This window comes from Curtobacterium sp. MCJR17_055, assembly GCF_003224335.1.
GTDB lineage: Bacteria > Actinomycetota > Actinomycetes > Actinomycetales > Microbacteriaceae > Curtobacterium.
In genome coordinates this window covers 258,697-280,832 of sequence record NZ_QKLF01000005.1, presented here as the reverse complement: position 1 = coordinate 280,832, position 22,136 = coordinate 258,697, and the positions used below count along the sequence as shown (strand labels likewise).

Below are 22,136 nucleotides of genomic sequence, written 5' to 3'. Positions count from 1 at the left end.
CACGTGGTGAGGAAGAAGGAGCACTTGTCAGCACGGATCCCCCCGGTCCTCCGGCCCGAACACCCGACCCCGCGGCCGGTCGCCGAACTCGCGAACGCCTTCGGGCTCCGCGTCGTCGGATCGCTCGACGGCGTCGAGACGACCGGTGTCACCCTGAGCGCCGCCGAGGTGCAGCCCGGTGACCTGTTCGTCGGCGTGCACGGGGCGAACCGCCACGGTGCCGAGTTCGCCACGGACGCCGCCGAGCGCGGGGCCGTCGCCGTGCTCACCGACGCCGCCGGTGTCGCGATCGCCGAGGCCTCCGGGCTGCCGGTGCTCGAGGTCGAGGACCCCCGGGCCGCGCTCGGTGACGTGTCGGCGTGGGTCTACCGCACGAACCCCGACGAGGCCGAGTTGCCGCAGCTCTTCGCCGTCACCGGGACGAACGGCAAGACGAGCACGTCGTACATCCTCGAAGGCGTCCTCAAGCAGCTCGGTCTGGTCACCGGGCTGAGCTCCACCGCCGAGCGCCACATCGGGTCGCTCAGCGTGACGAGCCGGCTCACCACGCCGGAGGCCAGCGAGATGCACGCCCTCCTCGCCCGGATGCGGGAGAGCGAGGTGCGCGCGGTGGCCGTCGAGGTCAGTGCCCAGGCCCTCAGCCGGCACCGGGTCGACGGCATCGTGTTCGACGTCGTCGCCTTCACGAACCTCAGCCACGACCACCTCGACGACTACGCCGACATGGAGGAGTACTTCCAGGCGAAGCTGCCGCTGTTCCAGCCGGAGCACGGCCGCCGCGGTGTCGTCTCACTCGACACCGACTGGGGCCACCGGGTCGTGCAGGACTCCCGCATCCCCGTGACGACCATCACGGTGCACCCGGACGTCGAGGCCGAGTGGCACGTCGACATCGTCGAGGCGCACGCGGCCTACACCGAGTTCCGCCTGACCGGACCGGAGGGCCGCGAGCTCACCACGCGCGTGCCGCTCATCGGCTGGCACATGGCCGCGAACGCCGCACTGGCGATCGTCATGCTCGTGGAGGGCGGGTTCGAGCTCGGTGCGATCGCTCAGGCGCTCGAGACGAACCACCGCCGCTACCCGGACGAGACCGACGGCACCGTGGTGAGCGCCATCGAGTGCTACCTGCCCGGCCGGACCGAGCGCGTCTCGGGCGACACCGGTCCGAGCGTCTACGTCGACTTCGGGCACAGCCCGGACGCGTTCCTCAACACCCTGGCGGCGGTCCGGCAGTTCACCCCCGGCAAGGTCGTCATGCTCTTCGGCGCCGACGGGGACCGCGACACCACGAAGCGCGCCGACATGGCCCGCGTCGCGGCGGAGGGCTCCGACGTCCTCGTCGTCACCGACCACCACCCGCGCTTCGAGGACGCCGCGTCGATCCGGAAGACCCTGGTCGACGCCGCCCGTGCCGCCTACCCGGACCACGAGATCCACGAGGTCAGCCCGCCCGAGGCGGCGATCCGTGCTGCGGTCGCGCTCGTCGGCGAGGGCGACTCGATCCTCTGGGCCGGCCCCGGGCACCAGGACTACCGCGACATCCAGGGTGTCCGCACGCCGTACTCGGCCCGTGACGAGGCCCGCGCCGCGCTCCGCGAAGCCGGTTGGGAACCGAACGCCGGCCCGACGGAGGACGCTCGATGATCGCGCTGACCCTCGCCGAGATCGCCGCAGCGGTCGACGGCGAGCTCGTCCGCGGTGCCGCCGACACGACCGTCACCGGTTCCGTCGAGACGGACTCGCGTCTGGTCGCGTCCGGCAGCGTCTTCTTCGCCCTGCTCGGCGAGGAGACCGACGGGCACCGCTTCGTCCCGGCCGCCGCCGACGCCGGCGCAGCGCTCGTCGTCACCGAACGCGCCGTCGACCTGCCGGACGACGCCCCGACCGCGCAGATCGTCGTCGCCGACGGCTACGCCGCCCTGGCGGCCCTCGCCCACGAGGTCGTCGCCCGCGTCCGTGCCGCCGGTGCCCTGCGCGTCGTCGGCATCACGGGCTCGAACGGCAAGACGAGCACGAAGAACATGCTCCGCACGATCCTGTCCCGCGTCGGCGAGACGGTCGCGCCCGAGGGCTCGTTCAACAACCACGTCGGCGCACCGGTCTCGATGCTCCGGGTCACCGCCGACACCCGGTTCCTCGTGGTCGAGATGGGCGCGAGCGGCATCGGCCACATCGCGAAGCTCGTCCGCATCGCGGAGCCGGACGTCGGTGTCGTCCTCAAGGTCGGCCTCGCGCACGCCGGCGAGTTCGGCGGGATCGAGGCGACCGAACGCGCCAAGTCGGAGATGGTCACCGACCTGCCGGCCACGGCCACGGCCCTCCTCAACGTCGACGACGACCGCGTCGCGCGGATGCGCGGGCGCACCGCCGCCCGCGTCGTCGGCTTCGGCACCTCCGCCGGTGCCGACTACCGCATCGGTGGTGTCACGACGGACCGCGACGGCACCCGGTTCACGCTCACCGCGCCTCCCGTCGAGTCGGCGGACGCCCTGCCGGGAGGCCCGTCCGAGGCACCCGAGACGGTCGACGTCCGTCTCGCCATCCTCGGCGAGCACCACGCCATGAACGCCGCCGCGGCGCTGTCCGTCGCGCACCTGTGGGGCGTGCCGCTGGCCGAGGGCGCCGCCGCGCTCGCGTCGATGACGCGCGCCGAGCGGTGGCGCATGGAGCTCCTGCAGGGGCCGGACGGCGTCACCGTGATCAACGACGCCTACAACGCGTCGCCCGACTCCACGGCGGCTGCGCTCCGCACGCTCGCGCAGGTCGCCCGTCCGGGGGAGCGCACCGTCGCCGTCCTCGGCGAGATGGCCGAACTCGGCGAGTACTCCGTCGAGGAGCACGACCGGATCGGTCGTCTCGTGGTGCGGCTCGGCATCGGACAGCTCGTGGTCGTCGGCCGCGGCGCGATGGCCCTGCACCAGGCCGCCACCCTCGAGGGGTCGTGGGACGGCGAGTCCGTGTTCATCAAGGACGTCGACGACGCCGTCCGTGCCCTCCAGGAGATCGTGCGTCCGGGTGACGTCGTCCTGGTCAAGTCCTCGAAGTCGGCCGGGCTGCGGTTCGTCGGCGACCGCCTCGGAGGTGTCCCCGAATGATCGCGCTCCTCGTCGCCGGCGCCGTGTCGCTGGTGTTCACACTGCTGCTCACGCCGCTGTTCATCAAGCTGTTCCACCGGCTCGGGTGGGGGCAGTTCATCCGTGACGACGGTCCGCAGTCGCACCACACCAAGCGCGGCACCGCGACCATGGGCGGCATCGTCCTCATCCTGGGCGCCGTGATCGGGTACTTCGTCGGGCACCTCGCCGGGCGCGACCCGGTGACGCTGTCCGGGCTGCTCGTGCTGTTCCTCATGGTGGGGCTCGGCGTGGTCGGCTTCGTCGACGACTTCCTCAAGGTGCGCCGACAGCGCAGCCTGGGGCTCGGCGGCTGGGCCAAGGTCCTCGGCCAGGTCATCGTCGGGGTCGTCTTCGCGACGATCGCCCTGGTGGTCCCGACCGGCAACGGGAAGCCGCCGGCGTCGACGATGATCTCCGCGATCCGCGACGTCCCGTGGCTCGACTTCATGGCGCTCGGCACGGTCATCGGGACCGTCCTGTTCCTGGCCTGGATCGTGTTGCTCACGGTCTCGACCTCGAACGGCGTCAACGTCGCGGACGGACTCGACGGGCTCGCGACCGGGTCGAGCATCCTCGCCATCGGCTCGTACGTCATCATCGGCTTCTGGCAGTCGAACCAGATCTGCGGCGGTGCCCGGATCGACGAGAGCACCCGGCACGCCTGCTACACCGTGACGGACCCGCTCGACCTCGCCGTCGTCGCGGCGGCGGTCTGCGGCGGCCTCATCGGCTTCCTCTGGTACAACACCTCGCCGGCGCAGATCTTCCTCGGTGACACCGGGTCGCTCGGCCTCGGCGGTGCCCTCGCCGGGCTCGCGATCCTCAGCCGCACCGAGCTCCTGCTCATCCTCATCGGCGGCCTGTTCTTCATCGTCACCGGGTCCGTCATCCTGCAGCGCGCGTACTTCAAGATCACGCACGGCAAGCGCATCTTCCGGATGAGCCCCCTGCACCACCACTTCGAGCTCAAGGGCTGGGCCGAGGTGACCGTCGTCGTCCGGTTCTGGATCATCGCGGGGCTCTGCGTCGCGGCCGGGGTCGGACTGTTCTACCTGGAATGGATCGCACGAGTCCAATGAGCGAACGCCTGAACGGTCTCGACAGCTGGTACGCCGGAGGCTGGAAGGGCCTGCGGGTGGCGGTGCTCGGCCTCGGCTCGACGGGGTTCTCGGTCGCCGACACGCTCGCGGAGCTCGGCAGCGAGGTCGTCGTCTACTCGACCGACGCTCCCGCCGACAGCGTCGAGCTGCTCGACGTCATCGGGGCGCGGTTCGTGCAGACGCCGCTCGACACCGTGCCCGCGGCGCTCGTCGAGCACGCCCCGGACCTGGTCGTCGTGTCGCCCGGGCTCCCGCCGCACAACCCCACCGTCGCCTGGGCTGTGGCGAACAGCACCGTGTGGGGCGACATCGAGCTCGCCTGGCGCGTGCGCGACAAGGTCGTGAAGGGGCCGGTCGCCGCGCCCTGGGTGACGATCACCGGCACGAACGGCAAGACCACGACGACGCAGCTCGCGACGGCGATGTACGCCGCCGGAGGACTCCGTGCCGTCGCCTGCGGGAACATCGGGGTGCCGGTGCTCGACGTCGTGCGGGACCCGGAGGGCTTCGACGTGCTCGTCGTCGAGCTCTCCAGCCACCAGCTCCACTACATGCCGACCACCGGGCCCGGCGCCGTGGTCCCGCTCGCGTCGGCGTGCCTGAACATCGCCGACGACCACCTGGAGTGGCACGGGTCGGCGGAGGCATACCGTGCCGCGAAGGCCAAGGTCTACGAGCGCACCGTGATGGCGTGCGTGTACAACACGGCGGACGAGGTCACCCGGCACATGGTCGAGGAGGCCGACGTGGTCGAGGGGTGCCGCGCCGTCGGGTTCTCGCTCGGCGTCCCCGCGCCCGGGGACGTCGGCGTCGTGGACGACGTGCTCTGCGACCGCGCCTTCACCGAGGACCGCCGCAACAGCGCGCTCGAGCTCGCGACCGTCGCGGACCTGGAGCTCGCCGGCCTGGACAGCCCGCACATGACCGCGAACGTGCTCGCGGCGGCCGCCCTGGCGCGTGCCGCGGCCGTGCAGCCGAGTGCCGTCCGTGCCGCCGTGCAGGCCTTCCGCGCCGACCACCACCGCACCGAGTCGGTCGCGACCGCGGACGGCATCGCCTGGGTCGACGACTCGAAGGCGACGAACCCGCACGCGGCGACGGCGTCCCTGTCCGCCTTCGACCCGGTCGTGTGGATCGTGGGCGGCCTGTTCAAGGGCGTGGACATCGACGGGCTCGTCGAGCGGTTCGGCCCCGGGGTGCGCGCCGTCGTCGTCATCGGGACCGACCGGGCTCCGGTGCTCGAGGCATTCGCACGACACGCGCCCACGGTCCCGGTGCTGCAGGTGGAAGCGACGGACACTGAGCAGGTCATGCCCGAGGCGGTCCGGCATGCCGCTTCGGTCGCGCGACCGGGCGACACGGTCCTCCTCGCCCCGGCGGCGGCGTCGTTCGACCAGTTCGGTTCCTACGCAGACCGGGGCGAGCGTTTCGCGGCTGCGGTCCACGAGCACCTGGGAGGCGACGCCGATGGCGACACCGACGGATCTTCCGACGAACGGCCGTAGCGCCCGAGCACGCGCCGGCGCGGCGGGCGCGGCCGCCTCCGCGCGCGTGGGTGCCGGGGTGGACGGTGCGCGTCGCCGGTCGAACGGGGCCGTCGTCGCGGTGAAGAACGTGTTCGTGGCCGAGTCCACGACGTTCTACACGATCCTCGGCGTCACGCTCTTCCTCGTCGTCTTCGGCGTGGTGATGGTGCTGTCGTCGTCGAGCGTCGAGGAGTACCGCTACAAGCACGGCTTCTTCGGCGCCTTCGCGAAGCAGGGCCTGTACGCGCTCATCGGCGTCCCGCTCATGCTCGTCGTGAGCCGGTTCCCCGGCGAGTTCTGGCGGCGGTGGGCGATGCGCATCCTCGGTGCCGGGCTCGTCCTGCAGCTCCTCGTGTTCACCCCGATGGGCATCGACATCCAGGGCAACCGGAACTGGATCGGCCTCGGTGCGTTCACCGCGCAGCCGTCCGAACTCCTCAAGCTCGCGCTCGTGCTCGGCATCGGCGCCGTGCTCTTCCGGAAGCGCGAGAAGCTGCACGACTGGCGCGAGGTCTTCATCCCGGTCGGGCTCGCGACCGCGGTGTCCATCGGCCTGGTGCTCCTCGGCGGGGACCAGGGGACCGCGATGATCATGATGATCCTGGTCTTCGGCAGTCTCTTCGTCGGTGGGGTGCGGCTGCGACACCTCGCGGTCGGCGTCGTCGCGATCGCGGTGATGCTGCCGGTCGTCACGATGGCCTCGAGCTCACGCCAGACGCGCATCAGTGCGTGGCTGTCCGGCTGCACCGACTCGAACCAGGCCCAGGACCTGTGCTGGCAGCCCGTGCACGGCATGTGGGCGCTGGCGTCCGGCGGGGTGTTCGGCGTGGGACTCGGCAACTCGAAGCTGAAGTGGTCGTGGCTGCCCGAGGCGGACAACGACTACATCTTCGCGATCGTCGGCGAGGAGCTCGGCCTGATCGGCGCCGTCGTCGTCCTCGCGCTGTTCGTGGTGCTCGCGATCGGCATGATCCGGGTCATCCGGCTCTCGCCGGACCCGTTCGTGCGGACCGTCACCGGTGGTGTGCTGGCGTGGGTGATCGGGCAGGCGCTCGTCAACATCGCCGTCGTCCTGGGGCTGCTCCCGGTGCTCGGCGTCCCGCTCCCGCTCATCTCGGCCGGTGGATCGGCCCTCATCATGACCCTCGTCGCGATCGGTGTCGTGCTGTCCTTCGCCCGTGACCTGCCGGCCCGCACCGGGTCGGGCGGTCCCGGTCGGAGCGGTGCGCCCGGACGCACCACCGTCCCGGCACCCGGGACGCAGAACGGAGCCCTGCGGTGAGCCGCTTCCTCTTCGCCGGCGGCGGGACCGCCGGCCACGTCAACCCGCTGCTCGCGGTGGCCGACCGGCTGACCCAGCGGTCGCCGGAGGACGAGGTCCTGGTGCTCGGCACCGCCGAGGGCCTGGAGTCCCGGCTCGTGCCGATGCGCGGGTACGAGCTCGTCACGATCCCGCGGCTGCCCTTCCCGCGGAAGCCGAACGCCGCCGCACTCCGGTTCCCGGGCGCGTTCTGGTCCGCCGTCCGCCGCACCGAGCGCATCATCCGCGAGCGCGAGATCGCCGTCGTCCTCGGCGTCGGCGGGTACGCGGCCGCCCCGGCGTACGTGGCGGCGAAGCGCACCGGGACGCCCGTCGTCGTGCACGAGCAGAACGCCAAGCCCGGGCTCGCGAACCGGATGGCGGCGGTGCTGACCACGCACGTCGGCGTGACGTTCTCGAACACCCGGCTGCCGCACTCGCAGGTCGTCGGCATGCCCCTGCGCCGCGAGATCGAGCGTCTGGACCGTCGTGCCGAGCGTGCCGCCGGGTTCGCGGAGTTCGGACTCGACCCGGACCGCCCCGTGCTGCTCGTCACCGGCGGGTCCTCGGGTGCCCGGAGCATCAACCGCACGGTGCATCGGGCCGCGGCGACGATCCTCGGCGCGGGCTGGCAGATCCTGCACGTGGTGGGCGCGGCGTCCGACATCGGGCCGAGCGACCTGGACGGCTACCACGTGCTGCCGTACTGCGACCGGATGGACCTGGCGTACGCCGCGGCCGACTTCGTGGTCTCGCGCTCCGGTGCCGGCATGGTCTGCGAGCTGACGGCGGTCGGCCTGCCGAGTGTGCTCGTGCCATACCCGGTCGGCAACGGCGAGCAGCGGCACAACGCGCGGGACGTCGTCGCCGCCGGGGGAGCGCTGCTGGTCGACGACGCGGAATTCACGCCCGACTGGGTGACGTTGCAGCTCCTGACCGTCCTGGAGGACCGTGCCGGCATCGCCGACATGGCCGTCCGCGCCGGCAGCGTCGGACACCGCGACGGCGCGGACCGCATGACGGGACTCGTGCTCGCCGCCGCGGCCGGACGTCGCGGGAGCAGCACCGGCCGACCGACCGGCACCAGCACCACCAGCACCACGGAGGAACCATGACCATCAAGCCGGACCTCACCCAGCCGATCCCGGACGACCTCGGCAAGGTGCACTTCGTCGGCATCGGCGGGTCCGGCATGAGCGGCATCGCCCGGATGTTCCTGGCCGCGGGCCACCGGGTCTCGGGGAGCGACTCCCGCGAGACCGCGACGACGGGCCGGATGCGCGAACTCGGCGCGGACGTCCGGATCGGGCACGACGCCGCCAACCTGGGCGACGCCGACACCGTGGTCGTCACGAGCGCGCTGTGGCCGGACAACCCGGAACTGCTCGAGGCGAAGCGCCGCGGGCTCCCGGTCCTGCACCGCTCGCAGGCCCTCGCCGCCCTGATCTCCTCGCACCGCCTCGTGGCGGTCGCCGGCGCGCACGGCAAGACGACCTCGACGGGCATGGTCGTGACGGCGCTCGTCGAACTCGGGCTCGACCCGAGCTTCGTGAACGGCGGTGTGATCCAGTCCCTCGGCACGAGTTCGGCGCCGGGCAGCAGCGACCTGTTCGTCGTCGAGGCGGACGAGTCCGACGGCTCCTTCCTGCTCTACGACGTCGCCGTCGCGCTCATCACGAACGTCGACCCCGACCACCTGGACCACTACGGCAGCGAGCAGGCCTTCATCGACGCGTTCGTCGAGTTCGCGGCGAAGGCGCGGGAGCGGGTCGTCGTGTCGAGCGACGACGCCGGAGCGGTGCGGGTCACGGCGGGCCTCCGGGAGCGCGAGGACGCCCCCGAGATCGTCACCTTCGGGGAGGCCGAGGACGCCGACGTCCGGATCGAGCGCGTCGACGAGGGTGCCGGTGTCGGTGTGGACCTCCGCTGGGGCGGCGCCTCGTACCACCTGGCACTCCGGGTCCCTGGTCGCCACAACGCGGTGAACGCGGTCGGCGCGTTCGCCGTGCTCGTCGGCCTCGGCGTCGACCCGGCGGACGCGGTGCGCGGCATCGAGGCGTTCGGTGGCACCGAGCGTCGCTTCGAGCTGCACGGCGTCGAGCGCGGCGTGTCCGTGTACGACGACTACGCGCACCACCCGACCGAGGTCGCCGCGGCGCTCCGGGCCGCGCGTGACGTCGTCGGCGACGGTCGGATCATCGCGATCCACCAGCCGCACCTGTACTCGCGCACCCGGATGATGGCCGGGGAGTTCGCCAGCGTGTACGAGGAGCTCGCCGACCACACCGTCGTCCTCGACGTGTACGGCGCCCGCGAGGACCCGGAGCCCGGTGTCACGGGCGCCCTGGTGCAGGAGCGCTTCGCGGACCAGAGCCGTGTGGACTACCTGCCGGACTGGGCCGAGGCGTCGGCACGGGCCGCCGCCGTGGCACGGGACGGCGACATCGTGATGACCCTGAGCTGCGGGGACGTCTACCGCATCATCCCGCAGGTGCTCACCGCACTGCAGACCGGACCCGGGGCCGCGGGCCGGTGAAGCGACCCGAGGGCTTCGACGAGCACGCCGGGCTCGACGACCGCCACGCCGGGTCCGCCGCTCCTGCCGACGGCGCGTGGGAAGCCCGGCGTCCGTCCCGGACAGCGGGTCTCCGAGCCGCGTTGGACGGCGCCCGGGAGGCCCGACGCGCGTCCCGCACGCCGGCTGCGGACGAGCGCGCCGAACGTGGTGTGGGTCGCGACGCGGACGGCACCGCCGGACGCGTGACCGGCCTGCCGGACCTGCCGGAGGTGGACCTCACCGAGGACGAGCGGTCGACCGGGCCGGTCGACACGGGCACCACCCGACCGGGTCGGGCCTCCCGTCCGCGCGTCCGGGTGGCGACGGACGCCGACCGGGCCCCGTCCGCCGGCACGACCCCGGACAGCGGCACGACCCCGGACAGCGGCACGACCCCGGACAGCGGCACGGACCGGGCCGGCAGGTCGGCCGCGCTCGGCGGGACCGACGACGACCGTCACCTCGGACACGACGGCCCCGGCGCGCCGGACGTCGCGCCGCACGTCCCCTCGACGACCCCGATCGGCGCGCGCGTCCGTGCGGCGGAGACCGCACGAGAGGCCCGCGTCGCCCGCAAGCGCCGTCGGCTGCTCGAGCGGGCCGAGGTCCGGCGCTTCACGCGGCGGAGCCGACACCGACGTGCAGCGTGGCTCGCGGCGGGCGGTGTCGTCGTCGTCCTCGTCGCGTCCGTGCTCGTCGCCGTGTACTCGCCGCTCATGGCCCTCCGGACCATCGAGGTGAAGGGCACCGACCGCGTCGACGCCGCCGAGGTCCGGGCCGCGCTGTCCGGGCAGATCGGCACACCCCTGGCCCGGATCGACCTGGACGAGGTGCAGGAGCGGATCGCCGGCTTCCCGCTCATCGAGCGCTACGTGACCGAGGAGGAACCACCGCACACCCTCGTGGTCACGGTCACCGAGCGGACCCCGGTCGTCGCGGTGCAGTCCGGGAAGGGCTTCGACCTCGTCGACCCCGCCGGGATCGTCGTGCAGTCGTCGACGAAGCGGCCGGACGACATGCCACTGGCGGACATCGGTCGGGCGAAGCTCGGCTCGACGGTGTTCCGGACGATGACGGAGGTCGTCCTGGCGATGCCGACGGACGTCCGGAAGCAGGTCTCGGGCATCGCCGCCTCGACGTCGGACGACGTCACCCTGAGCATGCGGGACGGGTCCAGCGTGGTGTGGGGGAGCCCGGACGAGTCCGCGGCGAAGGCCGACCTGCTCGCGGCACTCGTGGCGGACCACGCGCAGCGGTCGCCGGACACCGAGGTCGAGTTCGACGTGTCGGCTCCCGACAACGGGATCATCCGACCGCGGTCCTGACGGCGGCGGACAATTGCCGGGCGGCATCGACGACACGCGGCGTGGCGGGTCGTCACCGAGCGGACGGCACCCGTAGCGTCGGGACCAGCACCATTCGTAGCAGCTAGAACTCTGAACTTCAAGCACAGGTTGAGGGTTTTGACCGGAGGCCGGACAGACGTGACCACGAACCACAACTACCTCGCCGTCATCAAGGTGGTCGGCGTCGGCGGCGGCGGTGTCAACGCCGTCAACCGCATGATCGAACTCGGCCTCCGCGGCGTCGAGTTCATCGCCATCAACACCGACGCGCAGGCCCTGCTCCTGAGCGACGCCGACGTCAAGCTCGACGTGGGTCGCGAGATCACCCGCGGTCTCGGCGCCGGCGCCGACCCCGAGGTGGGCCGACGTGCCGCCGAGGACCACGCCGAGGAGATCGAGGAAGCCCTCGCCGGTGCGGACATGGTCTTCGTCACCGCCGGTGAGGGTGGTGGCACCGGGACCGGTGGCGCCCCCGTCGTCGCCCGCATCGCGAAGTCCATCGGCGCCCTCACCATCGGTGTCGTCACGAAGCCGTTCGGCTTCGAGGGCAAGCGTCGCCAGTCCCAGGCCGAGAACGGCGTCGCGAGCCTCAAGGACGAGGTCGACACGCTCATCGTCGTGCCGAACGACCGTCTGCTCGAGATCTCCGACCGCGGCATCTCCATGGTCGAGGCGTTCGCCACGGCCGACCAGGTGCTCCTCGCCGGTGTCCAGGGCATCACGGACCTCATCACGACCCCGGGTCTCATCAACCTCGACTTCGCGGACGTCAAGAGCGTCATGCAGGGTGCCGGCTCGGCCCTGATGGGCATCGGGTCGTCCCGCGGGGCGGACCGGGCGATCAAGGCGGCCGAGCTCGCCGTCGCGTCGCCGCTGCTCGAGGCCTCGATCGACGGCGCACACGGTGTGCTGCTCTCGATCCAGGGTGGCTCGAACCTCGGCATCTTCGAGATCAACGACGCCGCCCGCCTGGTGCAGGAGGCCGTCCACCCCGAGGCGAACATCATCTTCGGTGCGGTCATCGACGACACCCTCGGCGACGAGGTCCGCGTGACCGTCATCGCCGCCGGCTTCGACGGCGGCGAGCCGTCGCAGCAGCAGCACCAGGAGCGCCGCTCGAGCTACGTCGACCCGGACGCCGGTGCCACCGTGCCCGTCGCCACCGGTTCGTCCAACCGCATCGAGGACTCCGGCCACACGACCCCGTCCTGGGCGTCGCAGGAGCACGAGCCGCCGGCGCAGCGCGCCGCCGACCCGGCCTTCGACGACGACGACGAACTCGACGTCCCCGACTTCCTGAAGTGAGTCGGCCCCGCGTGAGCACGAGCGCATCGTGACCGCTGGGCACCAGAGCGAGCCGAGCCTCCCGTCCCACGCCGGACTGGAGGCTCGGCTCGCGTCCGTCCGCGGCAGCATCGCCGAGGCGGCCCGGACCGCCGGGCGCTCGGTCGACGAGCTGACGCTCGTCGTCGTCACGAAGTACCACCCGGCGTCCCTGGTCCGCGAGCTCGCCGCGCTCGGCGTCACCGACGTGGGGGAGAACCGGCACCAGGAGGCCCAGGCGAAGGCGGCCGAGCTCGCCGACCTCGGCCTGACCTGGCACTTCGTCGGACAGCTGCAGTCGAAGAAGGCCCGGCAGGCGCGACGGTACGCCGACGTCGTGCAGTCGCTCGACCGGGCGAGCGTCGTCGACGCCTTCGCGCCGACGGACGCCGAACCGGACCCCCGCGTGCTCGACGGTTTCGTCCAGGTGAACCTGACCGACGATCCCGGACGCGGCGGTGTCGCACCCGAGGACGTCGACGCCCTGGCGGAACGGGTCCTGGCGACGGGGACCCTGCGGCTGCGCGGCGTGATGGCGGTCGCCCCGCTCGACGAGGAGCCCCGCGCCGCGTTCGCCCGGCTCCGGGCGGTCTCCGAGCGGGTCCGCGCGATCGAGCCCACCGCGACCGACATCTCGGCCGGCATGAGCGGCGACCACGCCGAGGCGATCGCCGAGGGCGCGACACACCTGCGGATCGGGACCGCAATCACCGGGAAACGGCCGGACGCGCCCTAGCCTCGACACAGGGCACCAACGAGCACGGACTTCCCGGAGGAACCATGGCCAACCCCCTGAAGAAGACGATGGTCTACCTCGGCCTCGCCGACGAGGAACTCGAGTACGAGGACGAGCAGCAGGCTGCGCCGACGCAGGCGCGCCAGCCGTCCTCCACCCCCGCGGCGCAGCAGGACGCCCCCGCTGCCGCTGCCGCTGCCCCCGCGGTCGCGACGGCCGCAGCCCCGGCCGCGTCGGCTCCGGCCGCCGTCGCCGTGAAGCCCACGCACACCTCCCAGCGCGGCGCGCAGGTCACCCCGCTCCGCCGCTCGCACACGACCGCACAGAAGGCGACCCCGGTCCAGGAAATGAACGAGATCCTCACCGTCCACCCGCGCGAGTACAAGGACGCCCAGTCCATCGCCGAGAGCTTCCGCGACGGCATCCCCGTGATCATCAACCTCTCGCAGATGACCGAGACGGACGCCCGTCGCATGATCGACTTCGCGAGCGGCCTGTCGCTCGGTCTCTACGGCAAGATCGAGCGCGTCACGAACAAGGTCTTCCTGCTGTCGCCCGCGCACATCGCAGTGAGCGGCGAGCCGGCTGAGGTAGAGTCCGACATCGAGGCGAACTTCTTCGCCCAGTCCTGAGCCGCCCGTGCGGTACCGGGGTCCGACGGGTCCCGGGACATCGCGCGGCACCCAGGCCCACCCGCCCCGTGACCGGCCCGTCCCGGTACCGGTCACACGAGACGAGCGAGCCGAAACGTGTTCATCTTCACGATCCTCTCCCTGGTCCTGACGCTCTACTTCTTCATCATGTGGGGGCGTTTCATCCTCGACCTGGTCCAGTCGTTCAACCGCGGCTGGCGGCCGCAGCGCGTGCTGCTCGTCATCGCGGAGTTCGTCTACACGGTGACCGATCCGCCGATCAAGGCCGTCCGCCGCGTGCTGCCGCCGCTCCGACTCGGTCCGGTGATGCTCGACTTCGGGTGGACGATCGTGATGCTCGTCGTCATCATCCTGCGCGTCGTGGTCCAGTCCCTGGCCTACCGATTCGTCTGATCCCGATCGGTCCGACACGCGCCACGCGGCGATCCGGCGCGGTTCGGCCCCGCCCTCGGTGTACGGTGGTCGGGATCGATGCCCCGCCCCGGCGGGACATCCGCACCGGGAGTCCCGCTGGTAGGTTCAGCACGGACGGCCAGCAGGGCCCCGGTTCCACACGTTCAGCAGTTCTATTGAGGTGACGGCAATGGCTTTGACGCCGGAAGACGTAGTCAACAAGCGGTTCCAGCCGACCAAGTTCCGCGAGGGCTACGACCAGGACGAGGTCGACGACTTCCTCGACGAGATCGTGGCCGAGCTGCGTCGCCTGAACCAGGAGAACGAGGAGCTGCGCCAGCGCCTCGAGTCCGCCGGCTCCGCGCCGTCGCTCGCCAAGGACGACGAGCCCGCGCCGGCACCGACGCCCGAGCCGGCCCCGGTCGCCGCTGCTCCGGAGCCCGCCCCGGTCGCCGCCGCCGCACCGAGCACCACGGTCAACCCGGACGAGGACACCGAGGGCACCACGAACCTCCTGACGCTCGCTCGTCGTCTGCACGAGGAGCACGTGCGTGAAGGTGTCGAGAAGCGTGACGCCCTCATCGCCGAGGGCCAGGCGCAGGCCGCCCGCCTCGTCTCCGAGGCCGAAGCGAAGCAGCGCCAGATCATCGCCGAGACCGAGAACCAGAACCGTCAGCGTGTCGCGGTCCTCGACCAGGAGCGCACGCAGCTCGAGGGCAAGATCGACGAGCTCCGCACGTTCGAGCGCGACTACCGTGCGCAGCTCAAGAGCTACATCCAGGGCCAGCTCGCCGAGCTCGACTCGTCGGCCAGCACCGAGCAGTCCGGCTTCGCGCCGGCCCCGGCCTCGGCGCAGGGCTTCGGCAACTGACGTTGGACCGACCCGTCCCACGAGCGAAGGTCAGTGCACGCGCGATCGCGGCACTGGCCTTCGCCGCTGTCGTGGTGCTGGCCGCCGACCAGGTCACGAAGGCTCTCGTCGTCGCGGAGCTGCCGGAAGGCGTCGTCGTCCCGGTGCTCGGGGACGCCCTGCAGTTCCTCTCGGTCCGCAACCCGGGTGCCGCGTTCTCCTTCGCGGTCAACATGACGTGGGTGTTCTCGCTCATCTCGGCCGCGGTGGTCGTCGCGATCGTCGTGTACGCGCGTCGGATCCGGTCGATGTGGTGGGCACTCGTCCTCGGCATGCTCCTGGGCGGCGCTCTCGGTAACCTGACCGACCGGCTCTTCCGGGAGCCCGGCTTCGGACGCGGGCACGTCGTCGACTTCATCTCGACGCCGTGGATGATGCCCGCGATCTACAACGTCGCGGACTCGTTCATCTGCATCAGCATGGTGGTGTTCGTGCTGCTCGTGGTGTTCGGGGTGAACCTCGACGGGACGCGGTCGGTGTCGGAGAAGCAGGCGCGCCGGACGGCCGCGGCACAGGCCGACGCCACCGACACGACGGACGCGGGGCACGCGCCGGACGCGGGTCTGGCCTCCCGGCCCGACGGCAGCCGGCACGACGGTCGCACGCACGACGCCCTCGGGCACGACGCGACGTGACGCGGACAGCATGAGCGAGTCCCGCAGTCTGCCCGTGCCCGACGGGCTCGCCGGTGAGCGTGTCGACACCGCCATCGCGAAGCTCCTCGGCTTCAGCCGGTCCTTCGCCGCGGACGTCGTCGCGGCCGGCGGTGTCCGGGTCGACGGCGTCGTCGTCGACAAGTCCGACCGGTTGCACGCCGACACCTGGCTCGAGGTGGAGTGGCACCCGAAGGAACCGCCGCGCATCGTCCCGGCCGTCGTCCCGGGCATGACCGTCGTGCACGACGACGAGGACATCGTCGTCGTCGACAAGCCGATCGGCGTGGCAGCACATCCGTCCCCGGGCTGGGACGGTCCGACGGTGCCCGGTGGGCTCGCCGCCGCGGGCTTCACGATCGCGACCTCCGGCGCCGCCGAACGTGCGGGCATCGTGCACCGCCTCGACGTCGGCACGTCGGGCCTGATGGTCGTCGCGAAGACCGAACTCGCCTACACGCACCTGAAGCGGGCGTTCAAGGAGCGGACCGTCGAGAAGGTGTACCACGCGCTCGCGCAGGGCCACCCGGACCCGACGTCCGGCACGATCGACGCCCCGATCGGTCGGCACCCGTCGAGCGACTGGAAGTTCGCCGTCACCGCCGACGGCAAGCCGAGCGTCACGCACTACGAGACGCTCGAGGCGTTCCGGTCCGCGACCCTGCTCGAGGTGCACCTGGAGACCGGGCGCACCCACCAGATCCGCGTGCACATGGCCGCGACACGCCACCCGCTGGTCGGCGACACCATGTACGGCGCCGACCCGGTGCTGGCGGGGGAGCTCGGCCTCACCCGGCAGTGGCTCGACGCCGTCCGGCTCGGCTTCGCGCACCCGCGGACCGGGGAGTGGGTGGAGTTCCAGGCGTCCTACCCGGACGACCTGCAGCAGGCGCTCGACCGGATCCGCGCGGCCTGACCGGGAACACGAGCAGCAGCACCGGCCGACCGCACGGCGTCCTCCGCGACACGCTCGGGATCGTCACCGGTCGCGGTTAGGCTGTCCCCACCCCGCAGCAGACCGTACGAACCGGAGGTTCCGTGTCGGATTCCGACTCCTTCGTCCACCTGCACGTGCACAGCGAGTACTCGATGCTCGACGGTGCCGCCAGGCTCTCCGACCTCGTGGCGGAGACCGCCGCGCAGGGCATGCCGGCCGTGGCGGTGACCGACCACGGCAACATGTTCGGGGCGTTCGAGTTCTGGAAGACCGCGAAGGCCGGCGGCGTCAAGCCGATCATCGGGACCGAGGCCTACATCACGCCGCGCACCCACCGGTCGGACAAGACCCGTGTGCGCTGGGGCGACGGTGGCGGTGACGACGTCTCGGGTGCCGGCTCGTACACGCACATGACGATGTTCGCCGAGAACACCACGGGCATGCACAACCTGTTCCGGTTGTCGTCGAAGGCGTCGCTCGAGGGGTACTACTTCAAGCCCCGCATGGACATCGAGCTCCTGCAGGAACACCACGAGGGCATCATCGCGACGACGGGATGCCCATCGGGCGAGATCCAGACGCGTCTGCGGCTCGGGCAGTACGACGAGGCCGTCCAGGCCGCCGCGGACTACCGCGACATCTTCGGCAAGGAGAACTACTTCGCCGAGGTCATGGACCACGGACTCGAGATCGAGCGCCGGATCATGAGCGACCTCATCCGCCTGGCGAAGGACCTCGACATCCCGCTGGTCGGCACGAACGACCTGCACTACACGCACGCGCACGACGCCACCTCGCACGCGGCGCTGCTCTGCGTGCAGTCGGGGTCGACGCTCAACGACCCGAACCGCTTCAAGTTCGACGCCGACGAGTTCTACCTGAAGACGCCGGCGCAGATGCGGCACGTCTTCCGCGACAACCTCGAGGCGTGCGACAACACGCTCCTCATCGCCGAGCGCTGCGACGTCGAGTTCGACACCTCCGCCAACTACATGCCGAAGTTCCCCGTGCCGGAGGGGGAGACCGAGCACTCCTGGTTCGAGAAGGAGGTGGCGAAGGGGCTGCAGTACCGCTACCCCGGCGGCATCCCGGCCGACGTCCAGGAGCGTGCCGACTACGAGGTCGGCATCATCAACCAGATGGGCTTCCCGGGGTACTTCCTGGTGGTCGCCGACTTCATCAACTGGTCGAAGAACAACGGCATCCGGGTCGGCCCGGGTCGCGGGTCCGGCGCCGGCTCGATGGTCGCCTACGCGATGCGCATCACCGACCTCGACCCCATCCGGCACGGTCTCATCTTCGAGCGGTTCCTCAACCCGGACCGCGTCTCGATGCCCGACTTCGACGTCGACTTCGACGACCGGCGCCGCGGTGAGGCGATCAAGTACGTCACCGAGAAGTACGGGTCGGAGCGCGTCGCGCAGATCGTCACGTACGGCACGATCAAGGCGAAGCAGGCCCTCAAGGACTCGTCGCGCGTGCTCGGGTTCCCCTTCGGGATGGGCGAGAAGCTCACGAAGGCGATGCCGCCGCCCGTGATGGGCAAGGACATCCCGCTCACCGGCATCTTCGACAAGGACCACCCGCGGTACAAGGAAGCCGTGGACGTCCGGACCGTCGTCGAGACCGACCCGGAGGCCAAGACGGTGTTCGACACCGCGCTGGGGCTCGAGGGGCTGAAGCGGCAGTGGGGCGTGCACGCCGCCGGCGTCATCATGTCGAGCGACCCGCTGATCGACATCATCCCGATCATGAAGCGGGAGCAGGACGGCCAGATCGTCACGCAGTTCGACTACCCGGCAGCGGAGTCGCTCGGCCTGATCAAGATGGACTTCCTGGGCCTCCGGAACCTCACGATCATCAGCGACGCCCTCGACAACATCAAGAGCAACCGCGGGATCGACCTCGACCTCGAGACCATGGGCCTCGAGGACCCCGAGGCCTACGCGCTCCTGCAGCGCGGCGACACGCTGGGCGTGTTCCAGCTCGACGGCGGCCCGATGCGCGGGCTCCTCCGCCTCATGAAGCCGGACAACTTCGAGGACATCTCCGCGCTCATCGCCCTGTACCGACCGGGGCCGATGGGTGCGAACTCGCACACGAACTACGCGCTGCGCAAGAACGGTGAGCAGGCGATCACCCCGATCCACCCCGAGCTCGAGGAGCCCCTGGCGGAGATCCTCGGCGGGACCTACGGCCTGATCATCTACCAGGAGCAGGTCATGGCCATCGCGCAGAAGGTCGCCGGGTTCTCCCTCGGCCAGGCGGACATCCTCCGCCGCGCGATGGGCAAGAAGAAGAAGTCCGAGCTGGACAAGCAGTACGCCGGGTTCCAGCAGGGCATGAAGGACAACGGGTACTCCGACGCGGCAATCAAAACGCTGTGGGACATCCTGCTGCCGTTCTCCGACTACGCCTTCAACAAGGCGCACTCGGCCGCGTACGGCGTCGTGTCGTTCTGGACCGCGTACCTCAAGGCGCACTACCCGGCCGAGTACATGGCGGCGCTGCTGACGAGCGTCGGCGACGCCCGTGACAAGCTCGCGCTCTACCTGAACGAGTGCCGCCGGATGGGCATCCGGGTCATGCCGCCGGACGTGAACGAGTCGATCGGGTTCTTCGCCGCCGTCGGGGACGACATCCGTTTCGGCATGGGAGCCATCCGCAACGTCGGGTTCAACGTCGTCGACGACATCGTCGCGGCGCGCACCGAGAAGGGCGCCTTCGAGTCCTTCCACGACTTCCTCCGCAAGATCCCGATCTCGTCGGCGAACAAGCGGACGGTCGAGTCGCTCATCAAGGCGGGCGCGTTCGACGGGTTCGGCGACAGCCGCCGTGCCCTGGTCGAGATCCACGAGGGCGCGGTCGAGGCCGCGGTGAAGGTCAAGCGCGACGAGGCCAACGGCAACGTCGGGTTCGACTTCGACTCCCTGTTCGCCGAGGTCGCGGAAGAGCAGCCGGCATCGCTCACGGTGTCCCAGGTGCCGGAGCGGCCGGAGTGGTCCAAGCGCGACAAGCTGGCGTTCGAGCGGGACATGCTCGGGCTCTACGTGTCGGACCACCCGCTCGCCGGGCTCGAGATCGAACTCGCGAAGCACCAGTCGATCACCATCGCCGACCTGCTCGGAGCGGACGACTCGGTGGAGGGCGAGACCGTCACGGTCGCCGGGCTCCTGACGAGCGTGCAGCACCGCGTGGCGAAGACGAGCGGCAACCCGTACGGGATCGTCGACATCGAGGACTTCGGCGGCCAGATCGGCGTGATGTTCCTCGGCAAGACGTACCAGGAGTTCGGGCCGTCGCTCGTCCCGGACTCGATCGTGGTCCTGCGCGGCCGCGTCAACGTCCGCGACGACGGCAAGGCCCTGCACGCCGTGAGCATGTTCCAGCCGAACGTCGGCGACGCGATGGGGTCCGGGCCGCTCACGCTGTCCCTGCCGGAGCGCCAGGCCACCACACAGACGGTGACCGAACTTGCGGCCGTGCTCGGTCGGCACCAGGGCGACACCGAGGTGCGGTTGAAGCTCCTCAAGGACGACGTCGCCCGGACGTTCGAGCTGCCGTTCCCGGTCGCGCTGACACCGGACCTGTTCGGCGAGCTGAAGAGCCTGCTCGGACCGCGCTGCCTGGTCTGACGGCTCCGGCCCCAACCGCGACCGAGCACCCCCGTCGTCCCCGGTCGACGGTGGTGCTCGGTACGCTGGGGGCCTCATGATGCAGCGAATCGACCTCCGCGGGGGGCTCCCGCCCCGCGCCGAACTCCTCCGTCTCATGCCGCGTGCCGCCGGTGACGTCAGCAGCGCCACGGCCGCGGCCCGGGACCTCGTGGACGCCGTCCGCGAGCACGGCGCGGCCGCGCTGCACGAGCAGGCGGAACGCTTCGACGGTGGAGCGCCGGAGCACGTGCGGGTCCCGGCCGCCGAGATCGACGCGGCCGTCGCGGGCCTCGCGCCCGAGCTCCGGGTCGCCCTCGACGAGGCGATCCGCCGGGTCCGGGCCGCCAGCGCGGCGCAGGTGCCCACCGGGTCCGTGACCACGCTCGCCGACGGAGCCGAGGTGCACCAGCGGTGGCAGCCCATGCGTCGCGTCGGCCTCTACGTGCCCGGCGGCAAGGCCGTCTACCCGTCGAGCGTCGTCATGAACGTCGTCCCCGCGCAGGTCGCCGGCGTCGGGTCCATCGCCCTCGTCTCGCCGCCGCAGCGCGACCACGGGGGACGCGTGCACCCGACGATCCTCGCCGCGGCCGGACTGCTCGGCGTGGACGAGGTCTACGCGATGGGTGGCGCCGGCGCGGTCGGCGCGCTGGCGTACGGCGTGCCCGAGATCGGTCTCGACCCGGTCGACCTGGTCACCGGCCCGGGGAACAACTACGTCGCCGCCGCAAAGCGCCTCGTCCGGGGCGTCGTCGGCATCGACTCCGAGGCCGGTGCCTCCGAGATCCTCGTGATCGCCGACGACACGGCGGACCCCGGGTACGTCGCCGCCGACCTCATCAGCCAGGCGGAGCACGACGAGCAGGCCGGCAGCGTGCTCGTGACGACCTCGGCCGCGTTCGCCGACGCGGTGGAGGCGGTGATCCCGGAGCGCACGGCGGTGCTCGGGACGGCCACGCGCCTCCAGGCCGCGCTCGACGGACCGCAGTCCGCGATCGTCCTGGTGGACTCGCTCACCGACGCCGCGACCGTGAGCAACGCGTACGGGCCGGAGCACCTCGAGATCCAGACCGCGGACGACGACGCCGTGCTCGCGGACATCGACGCCGCCGGCGCGGTGTTCGTCGGGCCGCACGCGCCCGTCAGCCTCGGTGACTACCTGGCCGGGTCGAACCACGTCCTGCCGACCGGCGGCCAGGCACGGTTCGGCTCCGGGCTGTCCGCGTCCACCTTCCTCCGGCCGCAGCAGGTGGTGCGGTACACCGCGCAGGCACTCGCCGAGGTGGTCCCGCACATCGTGGCGCTCTCGACCGAGGAACAGCTGCCGGCGCACGGTGCGGCCGTGTCGGAACGCACGAACCGCTAGCCTGGGGGCGCCATGTTCTGCCCCTTCTGCCGCCACCCGGACTCCCGCGTCGTCGACTCCCGGACGAGCGACGACGGAACCTCCATCCGACGCCGCCGCCAGTGTCCGAACTGCGGGCGGCGGTTCTCGACGACCGAGACCGCGTCGCTCAGCGTCGTCAAGCGCAACGGCGTCCTCGAACCGTTCAGTCGCGAGAAGATCATCTCCGGCGTACGGAAGGCCTGCCAGGGGCGCCCGGTGACGGACTCCGACCTCGCGGTGCTCGCGCAGCGGGTAGAGGAGATCGTGCGGTCCTCCGGCGCGAGCCAGATCGAGGCGAACGACATCGGCCTGGCCATCCTCAGCCCGCTCCGCGAGCTCGACGAGGTCGCGTACCTCCGCTACGCGAGCGTGTACCAGGCGTTCGACTCGCTCGAGGACTTCGAGGACGCGATCGGGCAGCTGCGGATCGACCACCACGCCGGCCCCCGGGAGCTCCGCGCCCCCGACCGCAGCACGGACGGCGCCAGCGCGTGAGCGGCGTCGAGACGCTCGTCCGCGCCGGCTACGGCGTGGTGTTCCGCA

At 71.4% G+C, this 22,136-nt stretch carries 18 protein-coding genes; all 18 read left to right on the top strand.

All coding sequences use genetic code 11. The features are described from left to right. Positions 1-24: 24 nt before the first annotated feature. The 18 genes from DEJ16_RS13205 (at position 25) to nrdR (ending at position 22,088) form a co-directional block, all read left to right on the top strand. The gene (locus tag DEJ16_RS13205) at positions 25-1,647 is read left to right on the top strand and encodes a Mur ligase family protein (RefSeq protein ID WP_110825511.1); all 1,623 of its coding nucleotides are present in this window, start codon (positions 25-27) and stop codon (positions 1,645-1,647) included. Continuing rightward, positions 1,644-3,098, top strand: a complete 1,455-nt coding sequence (gene murF / locus DEJ16_RS13200) for a UDP-N-acetylmuramoyl-tripeptide--D-alanyl-D-alanine ligase (RefSeq protein ID WP_110825270.1) — start codon at positions 1,644-1,646, stop codon at positions 3,096-3,098. The genes DEJ16_RS13205 and murF overlap by 4 nt, the downstream gene beginning before the upstream one ends. After that, positions 3,095-4,198: a phospho-N-acetylmuramoyl-pentapeptide-transferase gene (mraY, locus tag DEJ16_RS13195; protein WP_110825271.1), complete on the top strand. Its 1,104-nt coding sequence runs from the start codon at positions 3,095-3,097 to the stop codon at positions 4,196-4,198. The genes murF and mraY overlap by 4 nt, the downstream gene beginning before the upstream one ends. After that, the gene (gene murD / locus DEJ16_RS13190) at positions 4,195-5,724 is read left to right on the top strand and encodes a UDP-N-acetylmuramoyl-L-alanine--D-glutamate ligase (RefSeq protein WP_110825272.1); all 1,530 of its coding nucleotides are present in this window, start codon (positions 4,195-4,197) and stop codon (positions 5,722-5,724) included. The genes mraY and murD overlap by 4 nt, the downstream gene beginning before the upstream one ends. Beyond that, complete coding sequence (ftsW, locus tag DEJ16_RS13185) at positions 5,687-7,027, top strand: putative lipid II flippase FtsW (RefSeq protein ID WP_110825273.1); 1,341 nt, start codon at positions 5,687-5,689, stop codon at positions 7,025-7,027. Before murD ends, ftsW begins: the two co-directional genes overlap by 38 nt. Then, complete coding sequence (gene murG / locus DEJ16_RS13180) at positions 7,024-8,160, top strand: undecaprenyldiphospho-muramoylpentapeptide beta-N-acetylglucosaminyltransferase (RefSeq protein ID WP_110825274.1); 1,137 nt, start codon at positions 7,024-7,026, stop codon at positions 8,158-8,160. The genes ftsW and murG overlap by 4 nt, the downstream gene beginning before the upstream one ends. Then, positions 8,157-9,581, top strand: coding sequence for a UDP-N-acetylmuramate--L-alanine ligase (gene murC, locus DEJ16_RS13175; RefSeq protein WP_110825275.1), 1,425 nt, complete (start codon positions 8,157-8,159; stop codon positions 9,579-9,581). The genes murG and murC overlap by 4 nt, the downstream gene beginning before the upstream one ends. Next, positions 9,578-10,927: an FtsQ-type POTRA domain-containing protein gene (locus DEJ16_RS13170; protein WP_110825276.1), complete on the top strand. Its 1,350-nt coding sequence runs from the start codon at positions 9,578-9,580 to the stop codon at positions 10,925-10,927. The genes murC and DEJ16_RS13170 overlap by 4 nt, the downstream gene beginning before the upstream one ends. 159 nt (positions 10,928-11,086) lie before the next feature. After that, positions 11,087-12,253: a cell division protein FtsZ gene (gene ftsZ / locus DEJ16_RS13165; protein WP_110825277.1), complete on the top strand. Its 1,167-nt coding sequence runs from the start codon at positions 11,087-11,089 to the stop codon at positions 12,251-12,253. Between the two features lie 28 nt (positions 12,254-12,281). Beyond that, complete coding sequence (locus tag DEJ16_RS13160) at positions 12,282-13,007, top strand: YggS family pyridoxal phosphate-dependent enzyme (protein WP_110825278.1); 726 nt, start codon at positions 12,282-12,284, stop codon at positions 13,005-13,007. A gap of 44 nt (positions 13,008-13,051) precedes the next feature. Then, on the top strand, positions 13,052-13,639 hold the full coding sequence (locus DEJ16_RS13155) for a cell division protein SepF (RefSeq protein WP_110825279.1): 588 nt from the start codon (positions 13,052-13,054) through the stop codon (positions 13,637-13,639). 117 nt (positions 13,640-13,756) lie between these two features. Then, complete coding sequence (locus DEJ16_RS13150) at positions 13,757-14,053, top strand: YggT family protein (protein ID WP_110825280.1); 297 nt, start codon at positions 13,757-13,759, stop codon at positions 14,051-14,053. A 190-nt stretch (positions 14,054-14,243) separates the two neighbouring features. Then, the gene (locus tag DEJ16_RS13145; protein WP_110825281.1) at positions 14,244-14,924 is read left to right on the top strand and encodes a DivIVA domain-containing protein; all 681 of its coding nucleotides are present in this window, start codon (positions 14,244-14,246) and stop codon (positions 14,922-14,924) included. A 2-nt stretch (positions 14,925-14,926) separates the two neighbouring features. Continuing rightward, on the top strand, positions 14,927-15,598 hold the full coding sequence (gene lspA / locus DEJ16_RS13140) for a signal peptidase II (protein ID WP_181419596.1): 672 nt from the start codon (positions 14,927-14,929) through the stop codon (positions 15,596-15,598). 10 nt (positions 15,599-15,608) lie between these two features. Further along, positions 15,609-16,532: an RluA family pseudouridine synthase gene (locus DEJ16_RS13135; protein WP_110825283.1), complete on the top strand. Its 924-nt coding sequence runs from the start codon at positions 15,609-15,611 to the stop codon at positions 16,530-16,532. 173 nt (positions 16,533-16,705) lie between these two features. After that, positions 16,706-20,188 (top strand): DNA polymerase III subunit alpha, encoded by a 3,483-nt coding sequence (dnaE, locus tag DEJ16_RS13130; RefSeq protein ID WP_375232124.1) that lies wholly within the window; start codon positions 16,706-16,708, stop codon positions 20,186-20,188. A 76-nt stretch (positions 20,189-20,264) separates the two neighbouring features. Continuing rightward, on the top strand, positions 20,265-21,572 hold the full coding sequence (gene hisD, locus DEJ16_RS13125; protein ID WP_110825285.1) for a histidinol dehydrogenase: 1,308 nt from the start codon (positions 20,265-20,267) through the stop codon (positions 21,570-21,572). Positions 21,573-21,584: 12 nt separating this feature from the next. Further along, positions 21,585-22,088: a transcriptional regulator NrdR gene (nrdR, locus tag DEJ16_RS13120; protein ID WP_110825286.1), complete on the top strand. Its 504-nt coding sequence runs from the start codon at positions 21,585-21,587 to the stop codon at positions 22,086-22,088. Positions 22,089-22,136: the final 48 nt, after the last annotated feature.